We start from the raw sequence: 26,805 nt of genomic DNA on the forward strand, positions 1-26,805 counted from the left end.
CCGTAGGGGAATCGGTCGGATGCGGGCGTAGTACGCTAATCCGGCCAATGAGTTCACTGTGACGAAGTTTAGCTGTTTTCAGCCGGCGATCCCAGCCGTCGGGCTTATTGGTCGTTTGCTTTGCATAACGGATTCCAATGAGATGCAACGCCAGAGTAAAGTTTCATTGATAACTGGGAACCTGCTCGGAAATGGCATAAATACCGTTAATTTTCCGAGTGATGAATATTCCATGCTGGCGTATCGTTGTCTCACTGGATGTGCCACACTTAACGGGTATGGCAAGCATGACGGCGGTTTGGCAGGCTCATCGGTGCCGGGAAAATGGGCGCCCGTGGGCGGATAAACGATAACGAATGAGGTCAGCGTAGTATGTTCAAAGCGGTCTATTGGCGCTATGCCCTGGTGGCAGTCTCTCTGGCTGGAGTTTCGATTGCCTCACAGGCTGATTCTCTTACCAGTCAACGTGAACGCTATCAGCAGGTGAAAGACGCCTGGGATGCGAACCATATGGATACCGTGGCGCAGTTAATGCCTACTCTGCGGGATTATCCTCTCTACCCTTATCTGGAATATCGTTCTCTGACGCAGGATTTGACGCAACTGACGAGCATTCAGGCGAAACAGTTTATTGCGTCGCATCCCACCCTTCCCCTCACTCATAATTTAGAGACCAGCTTCATTAACGAGTTGGCGAGGCGTGAGGACTGGCGGGGACTGCTGGCATTCAGTCCGTCAATGCCCAAGCCGATGGCCGCCCGCTGCAACTATCTCTATGCCAAGTGGGTCACAGGGCAGCGTCAGGGCTTATGGGAGCAGAACCGAGATATCTGGTTGAATGGTCGCTCGCTGCCTGCGAGCTGCGACAATTTGCTGACTTCCTGGCAGCAGTCGGGAATTTTGACGCCCTCGGTGGTTCTTGAGCGTATTCTCCTGGCGATGGATGCGGGTAGCAGTAATTTGGTGGCGCATCTGGTGCGGCAGTTGCCGCCGGACTATCAAACCATCGCCGATGCGTTAAGCGCGCTGCAGCGTGACCCGATGACGCTAGAACACTTCGCCCGTACCGTCGGGCCGACGGATTTCAGCCGTAAAGTCACGCTGACGGCGTTTACACGCGTTGCCCGTCAGGACCCTGATGAGGCGCGCTCCATGTTGCCCATTATCGTGCGTTTACAGGGAATGAGTAGCAGCGAGCGCAGCAAGATGGAAGAGGACGTGGTATGGCGTCTGATGGGGAAAGAGATCTCTGGCGAGCAGGCGGAATGGCGTGATGCGGTGATTCAACGCAGTCAGTCAACCGCCTTGCTGGAACGTCGCGTGCGAATGGCGTTGGGAGAAGGCGACCAACGTGGGCTGGCAGTGTGGTTGGCACGCCTGCCTGCCGAGACATTGAAAAAGGACGAGTGGCGATACTGGCGAGCTCGGCTGGCGATCGAAAATGGGCAACGTGCAGAAGGCGAAGCTCAGCTGCGTGAGCTAATGAAAGCCCGCGGTTTTTATCCCATGATCGCAGCGCAGCAGTTGAAAACCCAATATCCGCTGACGATCAAGGTGGCGGCCAAACCCGATCGCGCGGTGGAGCAACTTGCTGAAGTCGCGCGTATTCGTGAGCTGATGTACTGGCATATGGATAATCTGGCGCGCTCCGAGTGGTCGGGACTGGTGGCGAGTCGTGAGCGGTTACAGCAGCAGGCGCTGGCTCGTTTTTCCTTCGAGCAAGGCTGGTACGATCTTAGCGTTCAGGCCACGATTATCGCCAAAATGTGGGACAACCTGGAAGAGCGTTTCCCGCTCGCCTGGAATGATGAATTCCGTCGTGCGACGCAGGGCAAAGACATCTCTCAAAGCTATGCGATGGCGATAGCGCGACAGGAAAGTGCGTGGAATTCTCAGGCGAAATCCGCTGTGGGTGCGTCGGGTTTGATGCAGTTGATGCCTGCGACGGCGCTGCATACCGCCAAAAAATTCGATGTCGCGAGTTATTCCAACAGTACTCAGCTCATGGATCCTCAGACCAACATCGACCTGGGCACACTCTATTTAGAGTATGTTTACCAGTCGTTTGGTCAAAACCGCATTCTGGCGTCTGCCGCGTATAATGCTGGGCCGTCTAGGGTCAATGCCTGGCTGAGAAACAGCAATGGGCGTATCGATGCTGTTGCATTTGTGGAAAGTATCCCGTTTTCGGAAACGCGGAATTACGTCAAAAATGTGCTGGCTTATGACGCGTACTATCGCTATTTCTTAAAACACAACTCGCCCGTGTTAATGGACAGCGAGATGCAGCGTCGCTATTAGGCCGGCTATGGGCCAGGTCGTCGAAAGGGGCGGCTTTGGCCTGATAACGCATGCAAAGGAGCTTTTCGAAGTAAATTCGTTTCTTAAAACATGCTATGCTTGCGTACTAGTTTATTGGTATGGCGAAAGGCTATGACGACACCATCTCCTCACGATCCCGCACTGTCGGAAGAAGACAATGAAAACTGGTCTTATTTCTTGGATCTCTTACAGCAGTCGGTGAAGAACGATCTGGCGTTACCGCTGCTGCAGCTGCTGTTGACGGCGGATGAACGTACAGCGCTCGGAACACGGGTGCGTATTATTCAGGAATTGATGCGCGGTGACCTAAGTCAACGAGAGCTGAAAAACGAACTAGGGGCTGGAATTGCGACCATCACGCGCGGGTCGAACAGTTTGAAAGCTGCGCCGCCCGATTTGAAGAATTGGCTTGAGACGCAGCTTCTGGGAATAAAGTAGGAACGTTCGACGAGATACGGTTTACGCCTTGGAAACCGTCTGTTGAAACAGCGTATTTTGAAACGGCACCAAGGCCAGTAATAAGGCCTGATGATAAACGCTGGCCCGGGTCAGTTTACCGTTGGTGAACACGCCAATCGCGCCGCCTTTTTGTTTCACATTTTCAATACCGCTCAGGCGTGCCATTTCATCGCCCAGCTCTCGACCTTCACGAATTCCCTGCAGGACCGCTTCAGGGAGCATTAGACTGGCAGAACGGGACTCTCCCCGAATCGTCGCGTTTTCGACAACCATCCAGGCGAAGGTCATGTTGTCTTCGATGCCTGCCTCAACCCCGACCCAAAAATCGGCCTCGGGACGAACCTGACGGGCCGTCATGACGCGGTTTCTAGCCCCCGTACGTGTTTCCTGGGAGCCTAGGGGCTGATTTGGCACGCCGCTGTCTACGTCGACTCCCTCGATGCGGCAATTTTCCGCACCAAAAACATCGGCAAATGCTAAAGTTACGGCGTTGATTTTTGCCGGGTTAGTCGTAGACGCTACAACGTAATACATAATGTTCTCTACTCTAGTCGTTAATTTGACGCAGTATAACGGAAAACAATCATGTTACAGGTATATCTTGTTCGCCACGGAGAAACCGAATGGAACGTGGCGCGGCGCATCCAGGGTCAATCAGATAGCAAGCTGACGTCGGCGGGGGAGCAGCAGGCTCGTCGCGTGGCGGAACGGGTGAAACATCTGGGAATTACCCACATCATTGCCAGTGATCTGGGCCGAACGCGCCAGACGGCCGAAATTATTTCAGAGGGCTGCGGCGGTTGCCCCATTCTGCTCGAACCCAACCTGCGTGAGCTGAACATGGGGGTTCTGGAAGAGCGTTTGATCGACTCGCTGAATAGCGAGGAAGAAGGATGGCGCAAGCAGATTGTGGATGGCACACGGGATGGTCGTATTCCTGAAGGGGAGTCGCTCTCCGAATTGGCCGAGCGGACGCACAAGGTGCTTGAGTTTTGCCTGACTCTGCCCCCCGGTAGTCGTCCTCTGTTGGTGAGCCACGGTATTGCATTGGGCTGTTTGCTCGGGACGCTACTGGGTTTACCTGCGTGGGCAGAGCGCCGACTTCGTTTGCGCAATTGTTCGCTGTCCCGTATTGACCACCAACAGAGCCCTTGGCTGGCTTCTGGTTGGGTTGTTGAGACGGCCGGCGACGTATCCCATCTGGATGCCCCGGCACTGGACGAACTGCAGCGCTAGCGCTGCACCGGGATGAAGTATTCGCAGCAAATTACCGCAGGTGCTTCATCCGGTCTCACTCCGCCGGACAGCTTGAAACGCTCGATGTCGCATCCTTTGCGCCGGGTCAGCTTAAAGGTTGGCAGGCAGGTGTCATACAGGCTGACAATAAAGTTCTGAAGATCATCTTTCGGGCCTTCATAGTCGAACTTCACATACTCGCCGCCCGGCAGGGTGATGGATTCTCCTGGGGCTGTGCCTTCCGGCACGTTATCGGGCTCCATCGCAGTGGTATAGAGCACTTCATGCTCGTCATCTTTTTCTTTGCTCGGCCGAGAGTGCGCCAACCCATATAACCGGTCTGGAATTTGTTTGGCATCGCCGAGATATTGGCGCCAATAGTCTACTCTAAGCTCCATTCGGAAATGGCACAGCTGTTCCAACGTACCGCTGTAAATTTGCGTCAGGCCTACCAGTTTTAGTTCTGGCAGTGTGATGAACTCAGGCTGGGGCATAGTAAACGCGCCCAGTCGGATTGGGGGCTGAATGCCATGAGTATTCCAGTCATCTGAGCGACGGTATGACGCCGGCGTTTGGGAAAATTGTTTCTTAAACGCGCGAGTGAAGGTTTGCTGAGAATCAAAGCGATATTGTAAAGCAATATCCAGAATGGGCCGGCTTGTCAGGCATAGCGCCACGGCGGCTTTGGTCAGGCGTCGGGCGCGGATATAGGAGCCGATGGCATGGCCCGTAACGTCCTTGAACATTCTCTGCAGATGCCATTTCGAATAACCCGCTTTTGCCGCGACTTTATCCAGCGACAAAGGCTGATCCAGGTGACCTTCCAGCCAGTTAAGCAGGTCATGTATGATACTGGCTTGATCCATAGCTCGTCCTCATAGAACACTCAGAGCGATAAAGGTTATAAGACGTTGCATGATAGCAACTTTTTTCATCTACGACTGCCTGGAATTTCAGGTTAAGAATGAAGGGTGCTCGTCGGCAAAGTGACTATTCACAACAGGTGAAGAAAAATAAGTTTTCTTCAGGTCCCTCTACACGCCATGAGTGATGGCCACATATCAGGAAAATTGCAGAATGTTTAAAAAGTCATTGTTGAGTCTCGGACTCTTTCTAAGCGTTGCGGTTTCAGCGAGTGCTGAAGAGGTGGGTTCCGTAGATACGGTATTCAAGCTGTTTGGTCCCGACCATAAAATTGTGGTGGAGGCTTTTGACGACCCGGATGTGACTAACGTCACCTGCTATCTGAGCCGGGCGAAAACGGGGGGTATCAAGGGCGGACTGGGACTGGCTGAAGACACGGCTGACGCGGCAATTTCGTGTCAACAGGTGGGACCCATCACGTTAAGTGAGAAAATCACGAAGAGCAAAGGGAAGGGCAACGTTGTTTTTCAACAGCGCACGTCGTTGATTTTCAAAAAATTACAGGTAGTGAGATTTTATGATGAGAAACGCAATGCGTTGATCTATCTGACTTATTCTGACCGCGTTATCGACGGTTCACCCAAAAATGCGCTCAGCGCGGTGCCAATCATGGCGTGGGGAAAAACGCAATAATGCCGTGGAGAGGGGCAGACCGGGGTTTCGTTCCGGTCTGCTCATCTCATTACTCTTCCAGATCGCCACAGAAACGGTAACCTTCGCCATGGATGGTGGCGATGATTTCCGGCGTATCGGCGGTGGATTCAAAGTGCTTACGGATGCGGCGGATAGTGACGTCGACCGTACGGTCGTGGGGCTTCAGCTCGCGGCCGGTCATTTTCTTCAACAGTTCCGCTCGGGACTGGATTTTCCCCGGGTTTTCGCAGAAGTGCAGCATGGCGCGGAATTCGCTGCGCGGCAGCTTGTATTGCTCACCGTTAGGGCTGATCAGCGAGCGGCTGTTGATGTCCAGCTCCCAGCCGTTGAAGCGATAGCTTTCTACCAGACGGCGTTCTTCCGTGCCGCCGCCCAGATTCATGGTGCGAGAAAGCAGGTTGCGTGCCCGGATGGTCAGTTCACGCGGGTTAAACGGTTTGGTGATGTAGTCGTCAGCGCCAATTTCCAGGCCCAGAATCTTGTCGACTTCGTTGTCACGGCCTGTGAGGAACATTAGCGCCACACTGGCTTGCTCACGGAGTTCGCGCGCCAGCAGCAGGCCGTTTTTACCGGGCAGGTTGATATCCATAATGACGAGGTTGATATCGTTCTCAGACAGGATCTGATGCATTTCAGCACCATCGGTGGCTTCGTGAACGATGTATCCCTCGGCCTCGAAAATGCTTTTGAGGGTATTGCGAGTGACTAACTCGTCTTCGACGATGAGAATGTGGGGGGTCTGCATGTTTGCTACCTAAAATTGCCAACTGATAATTTGAGAAGTACAAAAGTCTGGATTCTTCAGGCGCTCTAGAAATAATGTTCACCGTCTCACGCGCCAACTGACTCAAGTACGTAAATGCGTTTCGATGCACTTTTACTCACCCGCAAAGTGTTTTGATGGCTGGTGAGTGGAGGCGCTAAACCCGGCCTCAAGTTTTTAAAAGTGGCGCACAGTTTAACCTTATTAACAGCAACATAACAGTAAGCACTGATTTCGCCAGCCAGCAAATTTACGGTTCTGTTGACATACATCAAATTTGATTGTAGCACGTTAAAAATTTTGTGAAAAACGGATATGAAAATGTCAATTGAAGTCACATTTTGGCGGTATATTGAATCGTTTTGGCTCAAAAATTGTGTGGTTTTTCGGGTGACTGAAGATAGAGAAAGTTCGTAATAGGGTGATACCAATGGTTTTTTATTTCCGATGCTTTATCTCGGGCAATTCGCGGCGTCATCTTTACGGCGGAAATTAACAGGCAAACAGCTGTTGCCGCTGTGTTGCAATAATGTTTAATTCCTAATTTTTCCCTCTCTATTCCCTCGCATCTGACGGCTTTTTCGCTGAAAGCACAATTTTCCCTACTTTTTATCACGTTTGGCTGACGCCTTTCAGCGGACCGCGAGCCATGCCTTTGTCATTGCCATTCGGCTATCCGTGATAAATTGTCTCTTACCCTCGCGTTGCTCGCTTTAGCGCGGAAGGGAAAAGCGTTTTGTTTTGGCGATGCAGGATCTCAAGAGGCAGTCATGCAGTTTTATATTATTTTAGTGGCTCCGGCGCGGGCTGAGAACGTGGGCGCAGCGGCAAGGGCAATGAAGACTATGGGCTTTACCCGGCTGCGTGTTGTTGATAGCCGTGCGCATCTGGAGCCCGCCGCCCGTTGGGTCGCTCATGGCTCAGGAGACATTCTGGATGGCGTCGAGACTTTCCCCTCGCTTTCGGCGGCGTTAGCTGACGTCGATTTTACCGTCGCCACTACGGCGCGCAGCCGTGCGCGTTTTCACTATTACTGCACGCCAGCCGAGTTGCAGGGTGTGATGGAAGAGAAGCGAAGCTGGGTTTCTTCTGCTGCGCTGGTGTTTGGTCGTGAAGACTCCGGGCTGACCAACGAGGAGCTGGCGCTGGCGGATGTCCTGACTGGCGTGCCGATGCAGGCGGACTATCCTTCATTAAACCTAGGGCAGGCGGTCATGGTGTATTGCCACCAGCTATCGTCGCTGATGAATGTGCAATCGGAGAACGCGCCGATAGCGCAAGCGGGGCAGTTGAACGCGCTGCGTCAGCGTATGGATCGCTTGCTGGTGGATATCGGGGCGGAACGGGATGCCAAACTCAAGGATTGGCTGCACCAGCGTTTAGGCATGCTCGAACAGCGGGATACCGCGATGCTGCATATGCTGCTTCACGACATCGAAAAAGCGCTCCCGAAAGAAAATCAGGGGAAATGAGTTTTTTGAAGTCAAATATAAGACTGGGTTATTTTTTATAATTCAATCTGTGGTCGTTGGATATTTTAGTGGTTTATCCGTCTGTCCGGTTGTGTGCGTAGCATGGGCGAAAAATCAGAAATCCATTGACTTAGCGGTGTGATTGCCCTAACTAATAGGGCCAGATAAAGTTGATTACGAACGAGATACGACTATTCCATGCGTCCATTTAGCCTGATCACCACGATTATTATTACCATCACCGATACGATGTATTGCGGTGCGGGCTGACGCGTAAAGAAGAATCCAAAAAGGCCCGCACTTCACAGTGCGGGTTTTTTTTTATGGCAGGCGAAATCCTGCCTGCCACAAGCGGCAATCAAGAATGCAGTGAGCGTTTTTGTTGACGGAAATTCAGGAGAACAGATAAAAATGCGAGTGTTGAAATTTGGCGGGACTTCGGTGGCAAATGCGGAACGGTTTGTTCGCGTTGCCGACATTATTGAAAGTAATGCACGGCAGGGACAGGTTGCCACCGTCTTGTCCGCCCCGGCAAAAGTTACCAACCATCTGGTTGCGATGATCGAAAAAACCGTTGCCGGACACGACACTGAGACGCATTTTAACGAAGCACAGACAATTTTCTCTTCGCTGTTGTCCGGCTTGGAAAAAGCGCAGCCGGGGTTTCCTTATGCACGTCTGAACACGCTGCTCGATCAGGAGTTCGCGCTGATCAAACAGGTACTCCACGGCGTTTCTTTGCTGGGCCAGTGCCCGGACAGCGTCAACGCCGCCATGATTTGTCGCGGCGAAAAATTGTCCATCGCTATCATGGAAGGCCTGTTCCAGGCGCGTGGCTATCAGGTCTCGATCATTAATCCGATCGAGAAGCTGCTGGCGCAGGGGAATTATCTGGAGTCCACCGTCGATATCGCCGAGTCGACCCGTCGCATCAACGAGCAGGCGATCCCCAAAGACAATGTGATCCTGATGGCAGGCTTTACCGCCGGTAACGAGAAGGGTGAATTGGTGGTGCTGGGTCGCAACGGCTCTGATTACTCCGCCGCGGTCTTGGCCGCCTGTCTGCGCGCAGAGTGTTGCGAAATCTGGACCGATGTCGACGGCGTTTATACCTGTGACCCGCGCCAGGTACCGGACGCGAGGTTACTGAAGTCGATGTCGTATCAGGAAGCCATGGAGCTCTCCTACTTCGGCGCCAAAGTTCTCCACCCTCGCACCATCGCCCCCATCGCTCAGTTCCAGATCCCCTGCCTCATCAAAAACACGGAAAACCCCAAAGCGCCCGGCACGTTGATTGGACTCGACAGTTCCGACAAACAGTACCCGGTGAAGGGCATCACCAATCTCAGCGATATGGCGATGATCAACGTCTCTGGCCCAGGGATGAAAGGCATGATCGGCATGGCGGCCCGCGTATTCGCCGCCATGTCCCGTTCGGGTATTTCCGTCGTGCTGATTACGCAATCCTCTTCTGAGTACAGCATTAGCTTCTGCGTTTCTCAGAATGAACTGCGCCACGCGTGCAAAACGCTGGAAAGTGAGTTCTATCTGGAGTTAAAAGAGGGTGTGCTCGACCCGCTGGATGTGATCCAGCGTTTGGCGATAATCTCTGTCGTTGGCGACGGCATGCGCACGCTGCGCGGCCTGTCGGCGCGTCTGTTCACCGCGCTGGCCAGCGCGAACATCAACATTGTCGCGATTGCGCAGGGATCTTCCGAGCGCTCCATCTCCGTTGTGGTCAACAACGACGTCGCCACCACCGGCGTGCGCGTCGCCCATCAGATGTTGTTCAACACCGAGCAGATGATTGATGTCTTCGTGATTGGCGTCGGCGGCGTCGGCGGGGCTCTGCTGGAGCAGATTCATCGCCAGCAGCCTTGGCTCAAGCAAAAGCACATCGACCTGCGCGTGTGCGGTATCGCCAACTCGAAAGCGCTGTTGACGAATATCAACGGCATCTCGATGGACCATTGGCGCGACGATCTGGCGAAAGCCCGCGAGCCGTTCAATCTGGAAACGCTGAGCCGCTTGGTGAAAGAGTATCACCTGCTGAATCCTGTCATTGTGGACTGCACCTCCAATCAGGCCGTGGCCGATCAGTATGTGGATTTCCTGAAAGACGGTTTCCACGTCGTCACGCCTAACAAGAAAGCCAATACCGGCAGCCTGAACTATTACCACCAGCTGCGCGATGCGGCGGCCGCTTCTCGCCGTAAGTTCCTGTACGACACTAACGTGGGCGCTGGTCTGCCTGTCATTGAAAACATGCAAAATCTGCTCAACGCGGGTGACGAACTGGTTCAATTCAACGGGATTCTGTCGGGTTCGCTATCCTTTATCTTCGGCAAGTTGGATGAAGGCATGACGTTGTCGCAGGCCACCGTGTTGGCGAAAGAAAAAGGGTATACCGAGCCGGATCCGCGCGACGACCTGTCCGGTATGGACGTCGCGCGTAAGTTGCTGATTTTGGCGCGCGAAGCGGGGTACGAGCTGGAGCTGGACGATATTCGGGTCGAATCCGTCTTGCCGGATAGTTTCGATGCGTCTGGCGATGTAACGACCTTTATGGCTCGTTTGCCGGAGTTGGACGGCGAGTTCGAACGCCGGGTGGAAAAGGCGCGCGACGAAGGGAAAGTGCTGCGTTATATCGGTATGATTGAAGATGGGCAATGTAAAGTCGCCATTAGCGCGGTGGGTGGCAATGACCCACTGTACAAAGTGAAAGACGGTGAAAACGCGCTGGCTTTCTACAGCCGCTACTACCAACCCCTGCCGCTGGTGCTGCGCGGTTACGGAGCAGGAAATGACGTGACGGCGGCGGGCGTATTCGCCGACCTGTTACGTACCTTGTCGTGGAAGGTGGGAGTGTAATCATGGTCAAAATTTATGCACCCGCCTCCATCGGGAATGTGAGCGTTGGGTTTGATGTGTTAGGCGCCGCTGTTTCGCCGGTAGACGGCTCTTTGCTGGGAGACTGTGTCTCCGTCAGCGCGGCTGACGAGTTCAGCCTGAAGAATGAAGGGCGCTTCGTCAGCAAACTGCCGACAGAGGCCCGCGACAACATCGTTTATCAATGCTGGGAGCGTTTTTGTCAGGAAATTGGCGAAACCGTGCCGGTCGCGATGACGCTGGAAAAAAATATGCCTATCGGCTCCGGTCTCGGGTCCAGCGCCTGTTCCGTGGTCGCCGGGCTGATGGCGATGAATGAGTTTTGCGGTAAACCGCTTGATGACAACCGCCTGCTGACGCTGATGGGCGAGCTGGAAGGCCGTATTTCGGGCAGCGTCCATTACGACAACGTCGCGCCGTGTTTCCTGGGCGGGATTCAGCTGATGGTGGAAGAGTGCGGGATCGTTAGTCAACCCGTACCGGGATTCGACGACTGGTTGTGGGTGATGGCTTATCCCGGCATCAAAGTATCGACCGCAGAAGCGCGAGCGATTTTGCCGGATAGCTACAGCCGTCAGGACTGTATCCGACACGGTCGTTATTTGGCGGGCTTTATTCACGCGTGTCATACCGGTCAGGCTGAACTGGCGGCGACGCTGATACACGATGTGATTGCGGAACCTTACCGCACCCAGCTGCTGCCCGGTTTCGCCGAAGCACGGCAGGCTGCGCAGGAAATCGGCGCGCTTGCGACCGGGATTTCCGGCTCCGGTCCAACACTCTTTTCCATCTGCAACGACATGGCGGTAGCGCAGCGTCTCGCGGACTGGCTGCGGGTAAACTATCTGCAAAATGACGAAGGTTTTGTTCATATTTGCCGTCTGGATACGTCCGGCGCGCGACAATTGGGATAACGCATGAAACTGTACAATCTGAAAGATCATAACGAACAGGTCGATTTTGCTCAGGCGATACGACAAGGATTGGGAAGCCAGCAAGGTCTATTTTTCCCGCTGGATCTGCCGGAGTTTGATCTGACGGCGGTCGATGAGCTGCTGGAGCAGGACTTCGTGACCCGCAGCAGCCGTATTCTGTCGGCTTTCATCGGCGACGAGCTGCCGCCTGAAACGGTTTACCAGCGGGTCAAGGCGGCGTTCGCTTTCCCAGCCCCGGTCGTGCCAGTCAGCGAAGATATCGCAGCGCTGGAATTGTTCCACGGTCCGACGCTGGCCTTTAAGGACTTCGGCGGCCGCTTCATGGCCCAGATGCTGGCGGAAGTCGCCGGCGATCAGCAGATCACCATTCTGACCGCGACTTCCGGGGATACCGGCGCCGCGGTGGCGCATGCCTTCTACGGTCTGGAAAACGTGCGCGTCGTTATCCTGTACCCGCGCGGTAAAATTAGCCCGCTGCAGGAAAAACTGTTCTGTACGCTGGGGGGCAACATCCATACCGTTGCCGTCGACAGTGACTTCGACGCCTGTCAGGCATTGGTGAAACAGGCATTTGACGATCAGGAACTGAAAGACACGATCGGTCTGAACTCGGCCAACTCCATCAACATCAGCCGCCTGCTGGCGCAGATTTGCTACTACTTTGAAGCCGTCGCGCAGCTGCCTCAGGAAGCGCGTAATCAGCTGGTGGTGTCTGTCCCGAGCGGAAATTTCGGCGATCTGACCGCCGGCCTGCTCGCCAAATCGCTGGGCCTGCCGGTAAAACGTTTTATCGCCGCGACCAATGCGAATGATACCGTGCCGCGCTTCTTGCAAAACGGCGCGTGGCAGCCAAAACAGACCATCGCCACCTTGTCGAACGCGATGGACGTCAGCCAACCGAACAACTGGCCGCGCGTGGAAGAGCTCTATCGCCGTAAAAACTGGCAGCTGAATACGCTGGGCTTCGGCGCGGTCAGTGACGAGACAACCAAGGAGACGATGCACGAGCTGGAAGCGCTGGGCTACACCTCTGAGCCTCACGCGGCCATCGCCTATCGTCTACTGCGCGATCAGCTACAGCCGGGAGAGTTCGGCCTGTTCCTGGGAACGGCGCACCCGGCGAAGTTCAAAGAGAGCGTGGAAGAGATTCTGGGTAAAACTCTGGAACTGCCCGCGGCGCTGGCGGAGCGCGCCGATCTGGAACTGTTGTCCCACCATTTCGGTCCCGACTTCGCCCAGCTGCGCAAGTTTTTGATGGAACTGCCGCGGTAAACCCCACCGCCACCCGTAAGGAGATCCTCCTCCTTACGGTGGTTGCGAAAGTCCGGCGGCGTTGCAGGCGTCAGGCCAGCAGGCCCGCGCCGTCGGATGGCTGACTGATGTACAGCGTGGGTTGCAGGCCGGTCAGGCGCGGGTATTCCCGCTGAATCACTGAGCTGATATCGCGCGTCATTTCTGAAGGCACCAGCGCGACGACACACCCTCCGAAACCTCCTCCCGTCATTCTCGCGCCGCCTTGATCGCCGACTTCGTCCTGAATTAGTTTCGCCAATGTATCGACGGGCGGGACCGTGATGTCGAAATCATCCCGCATGGAATGATGCGACTGCATCATCAGCAAGGACAGACTCGCCATATCGCCTGCGGTCAGCGCTGTGGCGGCGGACAGCGTACGGGCGTTTTCCGTGATGACGTGGCGAGCGCGGCGCGCGGCGAGATCGTCCAGCCCCGTTTTTTCCTGCAAGAACCGATCGAGAGAAACATCCCGCAGCGCTGCGACGCCGAAGTGGCGCGCGGCCATTTCGCACTGCTGCCTGCGCAGGTTGTACTCGCTGTCCACCAAACCACGATGGACGTTGGAGTGAACAATCATGACGGCGATCCCGGCGGGCATTTTCACCGGCGAGTGATCCAGCGAACGGCAGTCGATCAGCAGGGCATGACCGATGCGTCCCTGAGCTGAGATGTACTGATCCATAATGCCGCAGCTACAGCCGACGAATGTGTTCTCCGCCTTCTGCCCATTAAGCGCGATCTCTAGCTGGCTGAGCGGCAGCCCATTCAGCGCCTTAAAGGTCTGACCGATGGCGACTTCCAGCGACGCCGAAGAGCTTAATCCTGCGCCTGTGGGCACGTTGCCGACGATTGCCATATCCATCCCTGTCAGGTCGACGCCGCGCATCAACAGACACTTCACCGTACCGCGGACGTAATTAGCCCAACCGAAGGTCGGATGCGGCACGATATCCTGCGTCAGTTCGAACTCATCCTGTTGTTTATCGAAATTGAGGGCGACGACCCGGATGCGGTCATCATGGCGCGGGCGGGCGGCGATCACGGTTTGGTAGTCAATTGCGCAAGGCAGGACAAAGCCCTCGTTATAGTCGGTGTGTTCGCCGATGAGGTTGACGCGGCCCGGCGCCTGGATGAAGGCGGCCGGCGCAAACCCGAAGGTCTGCTGGAAAACCGCGTCTGCGGTCGTTTTCAAGTGGGTGATGCGAGTTGTCATCAGTTGGCCTCAGGCGTGTTCGCGAAAGTGAATGTCGCTGACCGCGCGCAGGCGTTCCGCCGCCTGCTCTGCCGTCAGGTCGCGCTGGGCTTCCGCCAGCATTTCATAGCCCACCATAAATTTTCTGATGCTGGCGGAGCGCAGTAGCGGCGGATAGAAATGCGCATGCAACTGCCAATGGTCGTGGCTTTCCGCAGTGAAGGGCGCGCCGTGCCACCCCATCGAATAAGGGAATGAACACTGGAACAGATTGTCGTAGCGGCTGGTCAGCTTTTTCAGGGCGAGCGCCAGATCGTCGCGCTGTCGCTCGTTCAGCTGTGGCAGTCGACGAACGGCGAACTTCGGCAACAGCAGCGTCTCAAACGGCCACGACGCCCAGTAAGGGACCACCGCCAGCCAGTACTCGGTTTCTACCACCGTGCGTGCGCCCGATTGCTGTTCGCGTTGCATGTAGTCGAGCAACATCGGTGTGCCGTACCGCGTCAGGTAGTCGCGTTGCTGCTGGTCTTCAATCAGCGCCTCGTTGGGCAGAAAGTCATTAGCCCAGACCTGCCCATGCGGATGCGGGTTGGAACAGCCCATCATCGCGCCTTTATTTTCGAACACCTGCACCCACGGATACCGGGCTCCCAGTTCCGCGGTTTGATCGCCCCAGGTATCAATCACGGCCCGCAACGCGGGAAGGGGGAGTAGGGGGAGCGTCTTGCTGTGGTCGGGGGAGAAGCAGATCACGCGACTCAACCCGCGCGCGTCGCTCATCTGAAACAGTGGGTCGTTGCCTGACGGGACATCCGGCGTATCCGGAAGCAGCGCCGAAAAATCGTTGGCGAAGATAAACGTGCCGCTGTAGTTGGGGTTGGTCTCCCCGGATATCCGGGGGTTTCCGGCGCATAAATAGCAGTTCGGATCGTGGGCGGGGGGCGTCGTCAGATCGGGACTATCCTGCTGTCCTTGCCAGGGCCGTTTGGCCCGATGCGGCGAGACCAGCACCCAGTCGCCTTTGAGCGGGTTGAAGCGTCTGTGTGGGTGTTCTGTGGGTTCAAACAACATATGGACGACTCCTGTGTCATCACCGGGACCAACGTGCCTTAGTACAATGTGTGGGTCCGTTTTTGGGCTGGATAAGCCTACGAATTATGTAATCAGTTACACGCCGTGTTAAATAGGAAAAGTCGAGTAGTTGCGGGATTTTTAAGAATGTTTTTGTCGTGATTTTTATGATTTGTGTAACCGCTTACCCTATTAAAGCAGCGGCAGGGCATATTGTGAAGTGCGGTGAGAGAGAAGGACCGTGATGGCGATCGCGTAAACGCAGCGCTGCTGGTTGAGGTTCTGTAGAAGGTCGCAGGCTTAGGGCGAAAGCGGTATATTGAGCGGCATGGCGAGCGCTGTGTGTCGCCCCGTAATAGGCAATGACGTCAATGAGTGTGCCGCAGCACGCCGTTACGTATACAGGAATGTGATATGGCTACCATAAAGGATGTTGCCCGTTTGGCGGGTGTCTCAGTTGCGACAGTTTCCCGTGTGATTAATGACTCTCCCAAGGCCAGCGTGGCGTCGCGTGAGGCTGTGACGGAGGCGATGGTGGCGCTGCGGTATCATCCTAATGCCAATGCTCGCGCGCTGGCGCAGCAGAGCGCCGAGACAATGGGACTGGTGGTGGCGGATGTCTCCGACCCGTTCTTCGGCACCATGGTAAAAGCGGTTGAACAGGTGGCGCAAAGCGCCAAAAAGTTCCTGCTGATCGGCAATGGTTATCACAATGCCGAGCAGGAAAAACAGGCGATCGAACAGCTCATTCGCCATCGCTGCAGCGGTCTGGTGGTTCATGCGAAGATGATCGCTGACGATGAGTTGGCGATATTGATGGACCATATTCCGCATATGGTGCTGATCAATCGGGTGCTAAAAGGTTATGAACATCGTTGCATCGCGTTGGACGATCGCCAGGGCGCCTTTTTATCCACGCAGCATTTGATTCAGTCCGGCCATCGTCGCATCGGTTTTCTGTGCTCGGATCATGCTATTTCCGATTCCACCGACCGTTTGCAAGGGTATAAAGAGGCGTTGGCTAAACATCAAATTACCTACGATGAACGGCTGGTGGCGCGTTCCACGCCGGACGAGGCGGGCGGTGAGATGGCGATGACGATCCTGCTAAGCCGCGGCGGAGATATGACAGCGGTGGCGTGTTACAACGATTCGATGGCGGCTGGGGCGCTTTCGGTGCTGGACGATAACGGCATCGCGGTGCCGCAGGCGATGTCGCTGGTGGGATTCGACGACGTACTGATTGCCCGTTATTTGCGTCCGCGTCTGACGACCATCCACTACCCAGTGTCGGCGATGGCGGTGCAGGCCGCGGAGCTGGCGCTAGCGCTGTTTGAGGGCAGCCAACCCACGGAGTCGACGCATCTGTTTCACCCAACGCTGGTGAGGCGTCAGTCGGTCACGGGGCCGTCCGACCCCCGCTGATGCCGGGGAGGCAAACGCGCAGCAACGGGGATAGTGCGCTATCTCCCCGCTTCTGGAATATCGCAGCAATGCGTCTTCGTCTCACACGAGTCTTAATGCGCGATATTTCTTATTGCATGTTTTGTTCCAGAAAACCCCGGATGACGGGAATGATCTCTTGCCCGTGCGTTTCTAGCGCGAAATGGCCGGTATCGTAAAAACGGATATCGGCGTCCGGAATATCGCGCTTCCAGGCCTCCGCGCCCACAGGCAGAAAATAGGGATCATGTTTACCCCACACGGCCAGCAGCGGCGGCTGCTTCTCACGGAAATACGCCTGAAAACGTGGGTAGTTTCGTACGTTGGAGGCATAATTCAGCACCAGATCGAGCTGAATCTCGGCATTGCCCGGCCGTGATACGTGCAACCCTTCAAGCGTATATCCATCGGGCGATACGCGCTGGGTATCCGGTACGCCTTCCAGATACTGCCATTTGACGGAGGCGGGTGTTGGAAAATCGCTCAGCGCCGCGCGATTTTCTGGCGTCGGCGACGCCCAATACCTTTTGATGGCGTCCCAGCCCTGGGCTAGGCCTTCTTCGGTTGAAGTATGTCCGGCAGTGCGAGGCTCATGACTGTACGCTGCTGTTTTTGGATACCACCAAGTCGCACCGACGGCGCTGGTGCAGCATGGCGCTCTGTGGCAATAGAATGAAAGTCGCGGCGTTCCGTTCACGCAAGCAGGACGCAGGATAAGCCGCTTCAGAGGCGTCGGCCGGCATCTCTGCTGAAATGCCGTTAGGCGACGGCATCAAAGGCGTTTCGTGTAGAAGGGGCTGAGTGAATCGAGAGCGAGTGCAAGACTGACATCCCAATGTCTTCACTCGCGGCTAGGGGACGGTGAACCTGGAACCGCCGCCGTCCTCCTTGCCTATGCGCGCTCTGCGCGTTTAAAGACCAGCTCGTCCGCTGACGATTCCTCGGCGGAAAAGCCGTATCCCTCAAGATCGAATCCTTTCAGTTGTTCCGGTGTCGTGAGCTGATTCTGGATGATGAAGCGGCTCATCAACCCGCGGGCTTTTTTGGCATAGAAACTGATCACTTTATACTTGCCGTTTTTCTCATCCAGAAAGACCGGTTTGATGATGCGCGCGTTCAGCGTCTTAGGCTTAACCGACTTGAAGTATTCGTCGGAGGCAAGGTTGACCAGAATGTCGTCGCCTTGCGCTTCCAGCGCCTGATTCAGCGTATCGGTAATGGTATCGCCCCAGAACTGATACAGATTATCGCCCGCCTGAGTCTTGAGTCTGATACCCATTTCCAGCCGGTAAGGCTGCATTAGATCCAGCGGCCGTAATACGCCGTACAGTCCTGAAAGAATACGCATGTGCTTTTGGGCGAATGAAAAATCACGATCGCTGAAGTCTTCAGCCGCCAGGCCGGTATAAACGTCGCCTTTGAACGCGAGCAGCGCCTGGCGTGCGTTATCTGGCGTGAACTGGGGGTGCCAGTCGTTGAAGCGCGCCGCGTTCAGTCCGGCAAGTTTGTCGCTGATGCCCATCAGCGAGGATATCTCCGCGGGAGTCAACGTCTTGCAGCGTTCGATGAGCTGAGACGAGCGCGCCAGCAGTGCTGGCTGAGAATGTCGCTTCGTCGGGAGCGGGCTGGTGTAGTCGAGCGTTTTAGCCGGAGAGATCGTGATAAGCATGAGCAGGTTCCCTGTGATTTCGATGCGCAATTTTACTGGCACTAATGTAGCAAAAAACGGGCTGACATCGGGGAAGGAAAGGGCGATGGTTGCGACAGGGGAGGGTAATCGACGCGTCTCTCTGGAGACTTTTTTTCGCTTTTATATCCACATCAACAAAAATGGTATTCACGATCATTTTCATTTTTCTTGTTGATTTAAATAGTGAAAATAATAAAAAAACCTAGAGGTAAGTCAATTGTCGGGCCGTATTGCGTGGGGTTTTGCGCATGCTATTATCAATTTCTGGCGACGGCACCCTGCCACCAGTTCATGTACTAACAATGAGAAAGGCCAACATGACGGATAAACTGACTTCCCTACGCCAATACACTACGGTGGTGGCTGATACCGGTGATATCGCGGCAATGAAACTGTACAAGCCGCAGGATGCCACCACGAACCCTTCTTTGATTCTGAATGCGGCCCAGATCCCGGAATATCGAAAACTGATTGATGACGCCGTGAACTGGGCGCGTCAGCAGAGCAACGACCCCGCTCAGCAGGTGACCGACGCCTCCGACAAACTGGCTGTAAACATCGGGCTGGAAATATTGAAGCTGGTTCCCGGCCGTGTTTCCACTGAAGTGGACGCTCGCCTGTCCTATGACACCGAAGCCAGCGTGGCGAAAGCGAAACGTCTGATCAAACTCTACAACGATGCCGGGATCGACAATGAACGTATCCTGATCAAACTGGCCTCCACCTGGCAGGGTATCCGAGCGGCGGCGCAGCTGGAAAAGGAAGGCATCAACTGTAACCTGACGCTGCTGTTCTCCTTCGCTCAGGCCCGTGCCTGTGCGGAAGCGGGCGTGTTCCTGATCTCACCGTTCGTGGGCCGTATTCTTGACTGGCACAAAGCCAACGGCGAGCAGCAGACGTTTGCACCGCAGGAAGATCCGGGCGTTATCTCCGTGAGCGAAATTTATGATTACTACAAGTCTCATGGCTACGAGACGGTGGTCATGGGCGCAAGCTTCCGTAACAGCGGTGAAATTCTGGCGCTGGCGGGCTGCGATCGCCTGACTATCGCGCCTGCACTGCTGAAAGAGCTGGCGGAAGCGGAAGGTAGCGTTGAACGTAAACTGTCTTATAGCGGCGAAATTCAGGCGCGCCCGGCTCCGCTAACGGAATCCGAATTCTATTGGGAACATAACCAGGATCCAATGGCCGTGGATAAATTGGCGGAGGGGATCCGCAAGTTTGCCGTCGACCAGGGCAAACTGGAAAAAATGATTGCCGATCTGCTGTAAGGGCGGCAAAGACAGAAAGCATCCCCCACGGCCAGCCATCGCTGGCCGTTTATTTTTCAACGCAGTTACGGTTGATTTTGGCGGCGTAGAGTTTGATGTCCGCCCGGTTGATCACTTGTTCCAGCGTCTCTTCGCCCGCGTAGTACTCCACCAGACCGATGCTGATGGTCAGCTTACGTTTAGGATATCTATCGCTTTGCATTTCGGCGACCGCCTCGCGGATCCTCTCCGAGACCCTGTAGGCATTGTCCAAATCGGTATTCGGTAGAACAACCGCGAATTCATCGCCGCCCAAACGCCCCAGAATGTCGCCTTTACGGAAATAGTGGCGGGTCAGATCGGCCACTTCTCTCAGCGTTTCATCACCCGCCGCATGGCCCAGCGTATCGTTTACTTTCTTGAAGTGGTCGAGGTCGATCAACAGGACGCACAGCGGCTGCCGTTGCTGAGTAGTGCTGCGCATCACCTTCTTTGCAGCCTGAAAAAAAGCGTCTCTGCGCAGGCAGCCGGTCAGGTCGTCATAACGCGCAATTGCAGGCAGTTCGATAAGGTATTTCTTGATTAGCAGCGCCAACAGTGTTCCTAAAAACGCGCTCAGTAAACTGATGCTGAGTAGGGTCATCAGCGCGCTGAGCGAGGAAAAGACGTCGTCGAAGATGGGCGGTCCACTGAGCGTGGCGAAGCGGATGCGAATACCAATCAGGTCGTCCGTCGACGAAAGAAGGGGAAGAACGGACGTTAACTGGTCTTTTCTATGCAGTTCACCAACGGCGGGCAGTTTATTTTGGCAGACTCGCACGATGGATTTCTCGCTCATACTGACTTCAAAAGACGACAAGCGCTGAATGCACTCCTCGACCACGTCATCGCTCTGGAAAGAGAGAATAACGACGCGTGAAAATAGTGCGTCCCCTATTTTATAATCGTGGTCGCTTTCTATGAGGCCATTTCCATTATTGAATGATTCATAAATCTGAATAATATTATCGAAATAACGCTTCTCTTCCTGCCAGTTTTTTTGCTGTGTATTCATGAGAATACAGGCAGTAATGACGAATGAGACTATACCAAACAGGACGAACGCGACCGGGGTATGGGATAGAGTTTTTAATACTTTGCGTTGGATTTTATTCATTCAGACATCTTATTCGAATTAAATCATTCACCTAGAATATTATGCGGGACAATCATAAGTAATATTGAAGCAAACAGTGTTTGCTATGCCACTCGCCCGCGCAGTATCGCGAGACCGCTATTTTGGCGATTTTATTCTCAAGTGTCAGCAGCTGGCGATAATATATTATCGAATTCTTGAATTCACTTTTTGTCCCAAGGAGTTAACCCAAACGCGCGCTCATTCATCAACATTAAAATGAAAAAGCAATGCAGTCGTGGCGGGTATTTTCCTGATAGGCCGCCAGGGCTATTTCCGAGGGTGCTATTTACGCCGGCCTGATAAAATGGGTCTTTCCGAGACAATAAAGGTAGGCACGAGGTCATTATGAACAGTCTGCGCATTGGGTTAGTGTCGATTTCCGACAGGGCGTCCAGCGGCGTTTATCAGGATAAAGGGATCCCGGCGTTGGAAACGTGGCTTTCAAAAGCGCTGACGACGCCGTTTGAAATACAGTCGCGGCTGGTGCCGGATGAACAAGCCCTGATAGAACAGACGCTATGTGAACTGGTGGATGAATCCGGCTGTCATCTGGTGCTGACCACCGGCGGGACAGGCCCTGCACGGCGAGATGTGACACCCGATGCCACGCTGGCGGTCGCTGACCGTGAGATGCCGGGATTCGGCGAACAAATGCGGCAGATCAGCCTGAAATTCGTGCCGACGGCGATACTGTCCCGTCAGGTGGGGGTCATTCGCAAACAGGCGTTGATTCTGAACCTGCCGGGCCAGCCCAAGTCGATTCAAGAGACGCTCTCAGGCCTGAAGGATAATACCGGTCATGTCATCGTTCCGGGGATTTTCGCCAGCGTTCCCTACTGTATTCAGCTGTTGGAAGGCCCCTACGTTGAAACCGATCCTCAGATCGTCGTCGCTTTCCGTCCTAAAAGCGCGCTTCGCGAGTGACCGCACTGAAGTTGGCGCTCATGCGCCATAAGATTTATATGGGCTGGCAGGCGAGAATTTGCCGGTATAGTCATGTTTCAGCAAGGAAACGACAGCGCCATTGACTCAATGGCGCATAGCGCGGTCATTATGGAAAATGCATCTCATCAGCAGTTGAATCGACAAGACTACAAAACCCTTTCTCTGGCGGCGCTGGGTGGCGCGCTGGAGTTCTACGATTTCATCGTGTTCGTCTTCTTCGCGCCGGTGATCAGCCAGCTTTTTTTCCCAACCGATATCCCAGAGTGGCTGCGTCTGCTGCAAACGTTCGGCATTTTCGCCGCAGGCTATCTGGCCCGGCCGCTGGGCGGCATCGTGATGGCTCACTTCGGCGATCTATTGGGGCGTAAAAAGATGTTCAGCCTGAGCATCCTGCTGATGGCATTGCCGACGCTCGGTATGGGCCTGCTGCCGACCTACGCGACGATAGGCATTGCCGCCCCGGTGTTGTTGTTGTTGCTGCGTTTGTTGCAGGGGGCGGCCATCGGCGGCGAGGTGCCCGGCGCTTGGGTCTTTGTTGCCGAGCATGTGCCGGCCAAACGCCTCGGGATCGCCTGCGGTATTCTGACGTCGGGTCTTACGCTAGGTATTTTGGTGGGGTCGCTGCTGGCGTCAGTGCTGAATACGTGGATGTCTCAAGAGCAAATTCTGTCCGGCGGTTGGCGCATTCCGTTCTTCATCGGCGGCCTTTTCGGTTTTATTGCGATGTATCTGCGACGTTGGCTCAAAGAAACGCCTGTGTTTGTCGAAATGCAGGCGCGCAAACAGCTGGCGAAAGCGCTGCCGCTCAAATCGATCATGCAGGCGCACAAAAAATCGGTCGTGTTGTCGATGATGCTGACCTGGCTGTTATCGGCGGGCGTGGTGGTTGTGGTGCTGATGTCGCCCACCTATTTGCAACAGGTTTACGGCATTGCCCCCGCGCTGACCTTGCAGGCAAACAGTCTTGCGACCGTGATGCTGATGTTAGGCTGCATTGTCGCGGGCGGTATTGCAGACCGGATGGGGATCGGCAAAACGTTCATCGGCGGCAGTCTACTGCTGGCCGCCTGTAGCGGGTTCTTTTATACCCATGCGGCGGATAGCACCGTCGTTCTGTTCGCCAGCTACGCGCTGGCCGGATTCAGCGTCGGTGTGACGGGAGTGGTGCCGTGCGTGATGGTACGCGCTTTCCCCCCTGCCGTGCGATTTTCCGGCATTTCATTGTCCTACAATGTCGCCTACGCGATTTTTGGCGGACTGACGCCGATTTTGGTGACGTCCTTGATGAAATTGACGCCGCTGGCGCCCGCGCTGTACGTCCTGTTCCTGTCAATGGGCGGGGTGCTGATGGGCGGTTATCTCCTGCGTTATTTACGCGGGAAAGAACAGAGCGAAGATCTCTCTGCAAGCGAAACGCCTTCTTCTTTCTCCAAGCGCGGGTAAATTGTCTTGCACGTCGTCACTTAACGTATCGGCGCTCACTGGTCCTATCTCTGACGAAGAAATTATTCCCCGACGGTGGCAAAACCGCGGGAGAAGCGTGCTTAAGCATGGTGCCAGAGGGCGGACTAGCGCCTTTCTTCTGTACACAGAAAAAGCAAAATAGCAAAAGAATGGTTTTTTTTACCAACTAGCCCTTGATGCTGGCATTGTCGTCCCCATCTATGAGTCATCGAGAACAGTTTGACCGAATACGGCATGGTATGCGGGGGAGTTGAAAACTCATCCGCGGCCCACATAGTAGGTTGAACTACCACAACCGAATATGACTTTTAGTGGAGATGTTTAGATGGGTAAGATCATTGGTATCGACTTGGGAACAACCAACTCTTGTGTTGCGATTATGGATGGTACGAAGGTTAAGGTACTGGAAAACAGCGAGGGCGATCGCACCACGCCTTCCATCATTGCTTATACGCAAGACGGTGAAACTCTGGTTGGCCAACCGGCTAAACGTCAGGCGGTGACCAACCCTAAAAACACGCTGTTTGCTATCAAGCGTCTGATTGGTCGTCGTTTCCAGGACGAAGAAGTGCAGCGTGACACCAACATCATGCCGTACAAAATCATCGGCGCCGACAACGGTGACGCTTGGCTGGAAGTGAAAGACCAGAAACTGGCTCCGCCGCAGATTTCCGCCGAAGTTCTGAAGAAAATGAAGAAAACGGCAGAAGATTACCTGGGCGAAGCCGTCACTGAAGCGGTTATCACCGTACCGGCTTACTTCAACGATGCTCAGCGTCAGGCGACCAAAGACGCCGGCCGTATCGCCGGCCTGGAAGTAAAACGTATCATCAACGAACCGACCGCCGCCGCTCTGGCCTACGGTCTGGACAAAGAAGTCGGCAACCGTACTATCGCGGTTTACGACCTGGGTGGTGGTACGTTTGATATCTCCATCATCGAAATCGATGAAGTCGAAGGCGAAAAAACCTTCGAAGTACTGGCGACCAATGGTGACACCCATCTGGGTGGTGAAGACTTCGACAGCCGTCTGATCAACTACCTGGTTGACGAGTTCAAGAAAGAGCAGGACTTCGACCTGCGTAATGACCCGCTGGCCATGCAGCGTCTGAAGGAAGCGGCGGAAAAAGCGAAAATCGAACTGTCTTCCGCACAGCAGACCGACGTTAACCTGCCGTACATCACGGCTGATGCTTCCGGCCCGAAACACCTGAACATTAAAGTCACTCGCGCCAAACTGGAATCTCTGGTAGAAGAGCTGGTCACCCGTTCTCTGGAGCCGCTGAAAGTGGCGCTGCAGGATGCCAAATTGTCCGTATCCGACATCAACGATGTCATCCTGGTCGGCGGTCAGACTCGTATGCCGATGGTTCAGAAGAAAGTCGCTGACTTCTTCGGCAAAGAGCCGCGTAAAGACGTTAACCCGGACGAAGCCGTGGCTATCGGTGCTGCCGTACAGGGCGGCGTACTGTCTGGCGATGTCAAAGACGTACTGCTGCTGGACGTTACCCCGCTGTCTCTGGGTATCGAAACCATGGGCGGCGTGATGACGGCGCTGATTGCCAAGAACACCACGATCCCGACCAAACACAGCCAGGTATTCTCCACCGCGGAAGACAATCAGTCCGCAGTGACGATCCACGTGCTGCAGGGCGAGCGTAAACGCGCTCAGGACAACAAATCTTTGGGGCAGTTTAACCTGGACGGCATTCAGCCGGCTCAGCGTGGCATGCCGCAGATCGAAGTCACCTTCGACATTGATGCCGACGGTATCCTGCACGTGTCTGCGAAAGATAAGAACAGCGGTCGCGAACAGAACATCACCATCAAGGCGTCTTCCGGTCTGAACGAAGACGAAATCCAGAAGATGGTGCGTGAAGCCGAAGCGAATGCCGAATCTGACCGTAAGTTCGAAGAGCTGGTTCAGACTCGTAACCAGGGCGACCACCTGCTGCACAGCACGCGTAAGCAGCTGGAAGAACTGGGCGACAAACTGGCCGCTGACGACAAAACGGCGATCGAAGATGCGCTGAAAGCGCTGGAAGCCTCTCTGAAGTCTGAAGATAAAGCGGACATCGAAGCGAAAATCCAGGCGCTGGCTGAAGCATCGACCAAACTGTTGGAAGTTTCTCAGCAGCAGCAGGCTCAGCCGGAAGCGGGCGCCGCTGGCGGTGAAAGCGCTGACCGTAAAGACGACGATGTCGTTGATGCGGAATTCGAAGAAGTCAAAGACAAAAAATAATCGCCCTTGAGCGGGCGCGGCAGCGGTAAGTGTTTGTTACCGTTGCCGGCAAGGCAACCAGCACGGGCGTCGGGGAAACTCTGCGCCCGTGCACGCATGTTGAGGGCAGATAACAAACATGGCTAAGCAAGACTACTACGAAACGTTAGGCGTTGCGAAAAGCGCGGATGAACGTGAAATCAAGAAGGCGTACAAGCGCCTGGCGATGAAGTTTCACCCGGACCGTAACCCCGGTGACAGCAGTGCTGAAGCCACATTTAAAGAAGTCAAAGAAGCCTACGAAGTGCTGAGCGATTCGCAGAAACGTGCTGCATACGACCAGTACGGTCATGCTGCGTTTGAACAAGGCGGCATGGGCGGCGGTGGCGGCGGCGGTTTTGGCGGCGGCGCAGACTTCAGCGATATCTTCGGCGACGTTTTCGGCGACATTTTTGGGGGTGGACGCCGCCAACGTGCGAGCCGCGGTTCAGACCTGCGTTACAACATGGATCTGACTTTGGAAGAGGCCGTGCGTGGCGTCACCAAAGAGATTCGTATTCCGACGCTGGAAGAGTGTGATGTTTGTCATGGCAACGGTTCTCGTCCAGGCAGCTCGCCGGCAACCTGTCCAACCTGCCATGGTAACGGTCAGGTGCAGATGCGCCAGGGCTTCTTCACCGTGCAGCAGGCGTGTCCGCACTGTCATGGTCGCGGCAAGATCATCAAAGATCCGTGTGCAAAATGTCACGGCCACGGTCGTATGGAAAAAAGCAAAACGCTGTCGGTTAAAATTCCGGCAGGCGTGGATACGGGTGACCGCATTCGTCTTTCCGGCGAAGGCGAAGCCGGAGAGATGGGCGCGCCAGCGGGCGATCTCTATGTCCAGGTCCAGGTGAAACAGCATCCGATTTTCCAGCGCGAAGAGAACAACCTGTACTGCGAAGTGCCAATCAACTTTGCCATGGCGGCGTTGGGCGGCGAAATCGAAGTCCCGACGCTGGATGGCCGCGTGAAGCTGAAAGTCCCCGCTGAAACGCAGACCGGCAAGCTGTTCAGAATGCGCGGCAGGGGCGTGAAATCCGTCCGCGGCGGCCCTCAGGGCGACCTGCTGTGTCGCGTCGTGGTGGAAACCCCGGTCAGCCTGAACGAGCGTCAAAGAGAGCTGTTGCAGGAGCTGGAGCAGAGCTTCGGCGGACCTTCCGGCGAGCGCAACAGTCCGCGTTCAAAAAGCTTCTTTGACGGTGTGAAGAAGTTTTTTGACGACTTGACCCGTTAAGTCCGTTCTCGCGTCGATTCAATCAACGGCCCGCAAAGCGGGCCGTTTTTTATGGCGCGAAGAGACCTCACATTTCACGGGACTGCGGACAATCCTGCATAAGTCGGTTTTACTGGCCAATGCGGC

Annotated in this window: 22 protein-coding genes, 2 pseudogenes and 1 other annotated feature; of the genes and pseudogenes, 16 read left to right on the plus strand and 8 right to left on the minus strand. The window is 54.9% G+C overall.

The annotated features are described in order from the left end of the window. Window positions 1-372 precede the first annotated feature (372 nt). Both sltY and trpR read left to right on the plus strand, forming a co-directional pair. Entirely contained in the window at window positions 373-2,301 is a 1,929-nt protein-coding gene (gene sltY / locus AU511_RS00285; RefSeq protein ID WP_094108399.1) for a murein transglycosylase, read from the plus strand. Between the two features lie 132 nt (window positions 2,302-2,433). Continuing rightward, complete coding sequence (gene trpR, locus AU511_RS00290) at window positions 2,434-2,760, plus strand: trp operon repressor (protein WP_094108400.1); 327 nt, start codon at window positions 2,434-2,436, stop codon at window positions 2,758-2,760. A 21-nt stretch (window positions 2,761-2,781) separates the two neighbouring features. On the opposite strand, the gene yjjX is transcribed toward trpR, so the two are convergent. Continuing rightward, the gene (yjjX, locus tag AU511_RS00295) at window positions 2,782-3,315 is read right to left on the minus strand and encodes an inosine/xanthosine triphosphatase (RefSeq protein WP_094108401.1); all 534 of its coding nucleotides are present in this window, start codon (window positions 3,313-3,315) and stop codon (window positions 2,782-2,784) included. Window positions 3,316-3,366: 51 nt separating this feature from the next. On the opposite strand from yjjX, the gene gpmB reads away from it, so the two are divergent. After that, complete coding sequence (gpmB, locus tag AU511_RS00300) at window positions 3,367-4,017, plus strand: 2,3-diphosphoglycerate-dependent phosphoglycerate mutase GpmB (RefSeq protein ID WP_094100643.1); 651 nt, start codon at window positions 3,367-3,369, stop codon at window positions 4,015-4,017. On the opposite strand, the gene robA is transcribed toward gpmB, so the two are convergent. Beyond that, window positions 4,014-4,883, minus strand: a complete 870-nt coding sequence (robA, locus tag AU511_RS00305) for an MDR efflux pump AcrAB transcriptional activator RobA (RefSeq protein ID WP_094108402.1) — start codon at window positions 4,881-4,883, stop codon at window positions 4,014-4,016. The genes gpmB and robA overlap by 4 nt on opposite strands. Before the next feature lie 211 nt (window positions 4,884-5,094). Between robA and creA the strand changes: the two genes are divergently transcribed. Beyond that, entirely contained in the window at window positions 5,095-5,574 is a 480-nt protein-coding gene (creA, locus tag AU511_RS00310) for a protein CreA (RefSeq protein WP_026739040.1), read from the plus strand. Window positions 5,575-5,623: 49 nt separating this feature from the next. Here the strand turns inward: creA and arcA are convergent, their stop codons facing one another. After that, window positions 5,624-6,340, minus strand: coding sequence for a two-component system response regulator ArcA (gene arcA / locus AU511_RS00315; protein ID WP_026739041.1), 717 nt, complete (start codon window positions 6,338-6,340; stop codon window positions 5,624-5,626). A 788-nt stretch (window positions 6,341-7,128) separates the two neighbouring features. On the opposite strand from arcA, the gene AU511_RS00320 reads away from it, so the two are divergent. From AU511_RS00320 to thrC, 5 genes are all read left to right on the plus strand, one after another. Then, the gene (locus AU511_RS00320; RefSeq protein WP_094108403.1) at window positions 7,129-7,830 is read left to right on the plus strand and encodes a tRNA/rRNA methyltransferase; all 702 of its coding nucleotides are present in this window, start codon (window positions 7,129-7,131) and stop codon (window positions 7,828-7,830) included. Window positions 7,831-8,028: 198 nt separating this feature from the next. Continuing rightward, the gene (thrL, locus tag AU511_RS17955; protein WP_072000207.1) at window positions 8,029-8,100 is read left to right on the plus strand and encodes a thr operon leader peptide; all 72 of its coding nucleotides are present in this window, start codon (window positions 8,029-8,031) and stop codon (window positions 8,098-8,100) included. Beyond that, window positions 8,036-8,154, plus strand: a sequence feature (Thr leader region). Its footprint overlaps the gene before it by 65 nt. An 87-nt stretch (window positions 8,155-8,241) precedes the next feature. Beyond that, window positions 8,242-10,701, plus strand: a complete 2,460-nt coding sequence (gene thrA, locus AU511_RS00330) for a bifunctional aspartate kinase/homoserine dehydrogenase I (RefSeq protein ID WP_094100640.1) — start codon at window positions 8,242-8,244, stop codon at window positions 10,699-10,701. Between the two features lie 2 nt (window positions 10,702-10,703). After that, window positions 10,704-11,633 carry a homoserine kinase gene (gene thrB, locus AU511_RS00335; protein WP_094100639.1) on the plus strand — a complete coding sequence of 310 codons (930 nt, stop codon included), beginning with the start codon at window positions 10,704-10,706 and terminating at the stop codon, window positions 11,631-11,633. A gap of 3 nt (window positions 11,634-11,636) precedes the next feature. After that, complete coding sequence (thrC, locus tag AU511_RS00340; protein WP_094100638.1) at window positions 11,637-12,926, plus strand: threonine synthase; 1,290 nt, start codon at window positions 11,637-11,639, stop codon at window positions 12,924-12,926. A gap of 70 nt (window positions 12,927-12,996) precedes the next feature. On the opposite strand, the gene galK is transcribed toward thrC, so the two are convergent. Together galK and AU511_RS00350 are read right to left on the minus strand one after the other, a co-directional pair. Beyond that, the gene (gene galK / locus AU511_RS00345; RefSeq protein ID WP_094108404.1) at window positions 12,997-14,163 is read right to left on the minus strand and encodes a galactokinase; all 1,167 of its coding nucleotides are present in this window, start codon (window positions 14,161-14,163) and stop codon (window positions 12,997-12,999) included. Window positions 14,164-14,172: 9 nt separating this feature from the next. Beyond that, entirely contained in the window at window positions 14,173-15,213 is a 1,041-nt protein-coding gene (locus AU511_RS00350) for a UDP-glucose--hexose-1-phosphate uridylyltransferase (RefSeq protein ID WP_094108405.1), read from the minus strand. A gap of 414 nt (window positions 15,214-15,627) precedes the next feature. On the opposite strand from AU511_RS00350, the gene galR reads away from it, so the two are divergent. After that, complete coding sequence (gene galR, locus AU511_RS00355) at window positions 15,628-16,638, plus strand: HTH-type transcriptional regulator GalR (RefSeq protein WP_094108406.1); 1,011 nt, start codon at window positions 15,628-15,630, stop codon at window positions 16,636-16,638. Between the two features lie 109 nt (window positions 16,639-16,747). On the opposite strand, the pseudogene AU511_RS00360 reads toward galR, so the two are convergent. Then, a pseudogene (locus AU511_RS00360) lies at window positions 16,748-17,218 on the minus strand (alpha/beta fold hydrolase); the annotation flags it as partial. Between the two features lie 8 nt (window positions 17,219-17,226). Between AU511_RS00360 and AU511_RS00365 the strand changes: the two are divergent. Next, window positions 17,227-17,373 (plus strand): annotated as a pseudogene (locus tag AU511_RS00365) (CGNR zinc finger domain-containing protein); the annotation flags it as partial. Between the two features lie 175 nt (window positions 17,374-17,548). On the opposite strand, the gene yaaA reads toward AU511_RS00365, so the two are convergent. Continuing rightward, the gene (yaaA, locus tag AU511_RS00370) at window positions 17,549-18,325 is read right to left on the minus strand and encodes a peroxide stress protein YaaA (protein ID WP_094108407.1); all 777 of its coding nucleotides are present in this window, start codon (window positions 18,323-18,325) and stop codon (window positions 17,549-17,551) included. A gap of 338 nt (window positions 18,326-18,663) precedes the next feature. On the opposite strand from yaaA, the gene tal reads away from it, so the two are divergent. After that, on the plus strand, window positions 18,664-19,617 hold the full coding sequence (gene tal / locus AU511_RS00375) for a transaldolase (RefSeq protein ID WP_094108408.1): 954 nt from the start codon (window positions 18,664-18,666) through the stop codon (window positions 19,615-19,617). 49 nt (window positions 19,618-19,666) lie between these two features. Here the strand turns inward: tal and AU511_RS00380 are convergent, their stop codons facing one another. Then, window positions 19,667-20,650 (minus strand): GGDEF domain-containing protein, encoded by a 984-nt coding sequence (locus AU511_RS00380; protein WP_094108454.1) that lies wholly within the window; start codon window positions 20,648-20,650, stop codon window positions 19,667-19,669. A gap of 468 nt (window positions 20,651-21,118) precedes the next feature. Between AU511_RS00380 and mog the strand changes: the two genes are divergently transcribed. From mog to dnaJ, 4 genes are all read left to right on the plus strand, one after another. Next, a complete protein-coding gene (gene mog, locus AU511_RS00385) occupies window positions 21,119-21,697 on the plus strand; it encodes a molybdopterin adenylyltransferase (protein WP_094108409.1) in 579 nt (192 codons plus the stop codon). A gap of 129 nt (window positions 21,698-21,826) precedes the next feature. Then, complete coding sequence (locus AU511_RS00390) at window positions 21,827-23,161, plus strand: MFS transporter (protein WP_094108455.1); 1,335 nt, start codon at window positions 21,827-21,829, stop codon at window positions 23,159-23,161. Window positions 23,162-23,507: 346 nt separating this feature from the next. Continuing rightward, window positions 23,508-25,424, plus strand: a complete 1,917-nt coding sequence (gene dnaK / locus AU511_RS00395; RefSeq protein ID WP_094100632.1) for a molecular chaperone DnaK — start codon at window positions 23,508-23,510, stop codon at window positions 25,422-25,424. 118 nt (window positions 25,425-25,542) lie between these two features. Beyond that, complete coding sequence (gene dnaJ / locus AU511_RS00400; protein WP_094108410.1) at window positions 25,543-26,679, plus strand: molecular chaperone DnaJ; 1,137 nt, start codon at window positions 25,543-25,545, stop codon at window positions 26,677-26,679. Window positions 26,680-26,805: the final 126 nt, after the last annotated feature.

This window comes from Lonsdalea iberica, from assembly GCF_002111585.1.
GTDB classification, from domain to species: Bacteria; Pseudomonadota; Gammaproteobacteria; order Enterobacterales; family Enterobacteriaceae; genus Lonsdalea; species Lonsdalea iberica.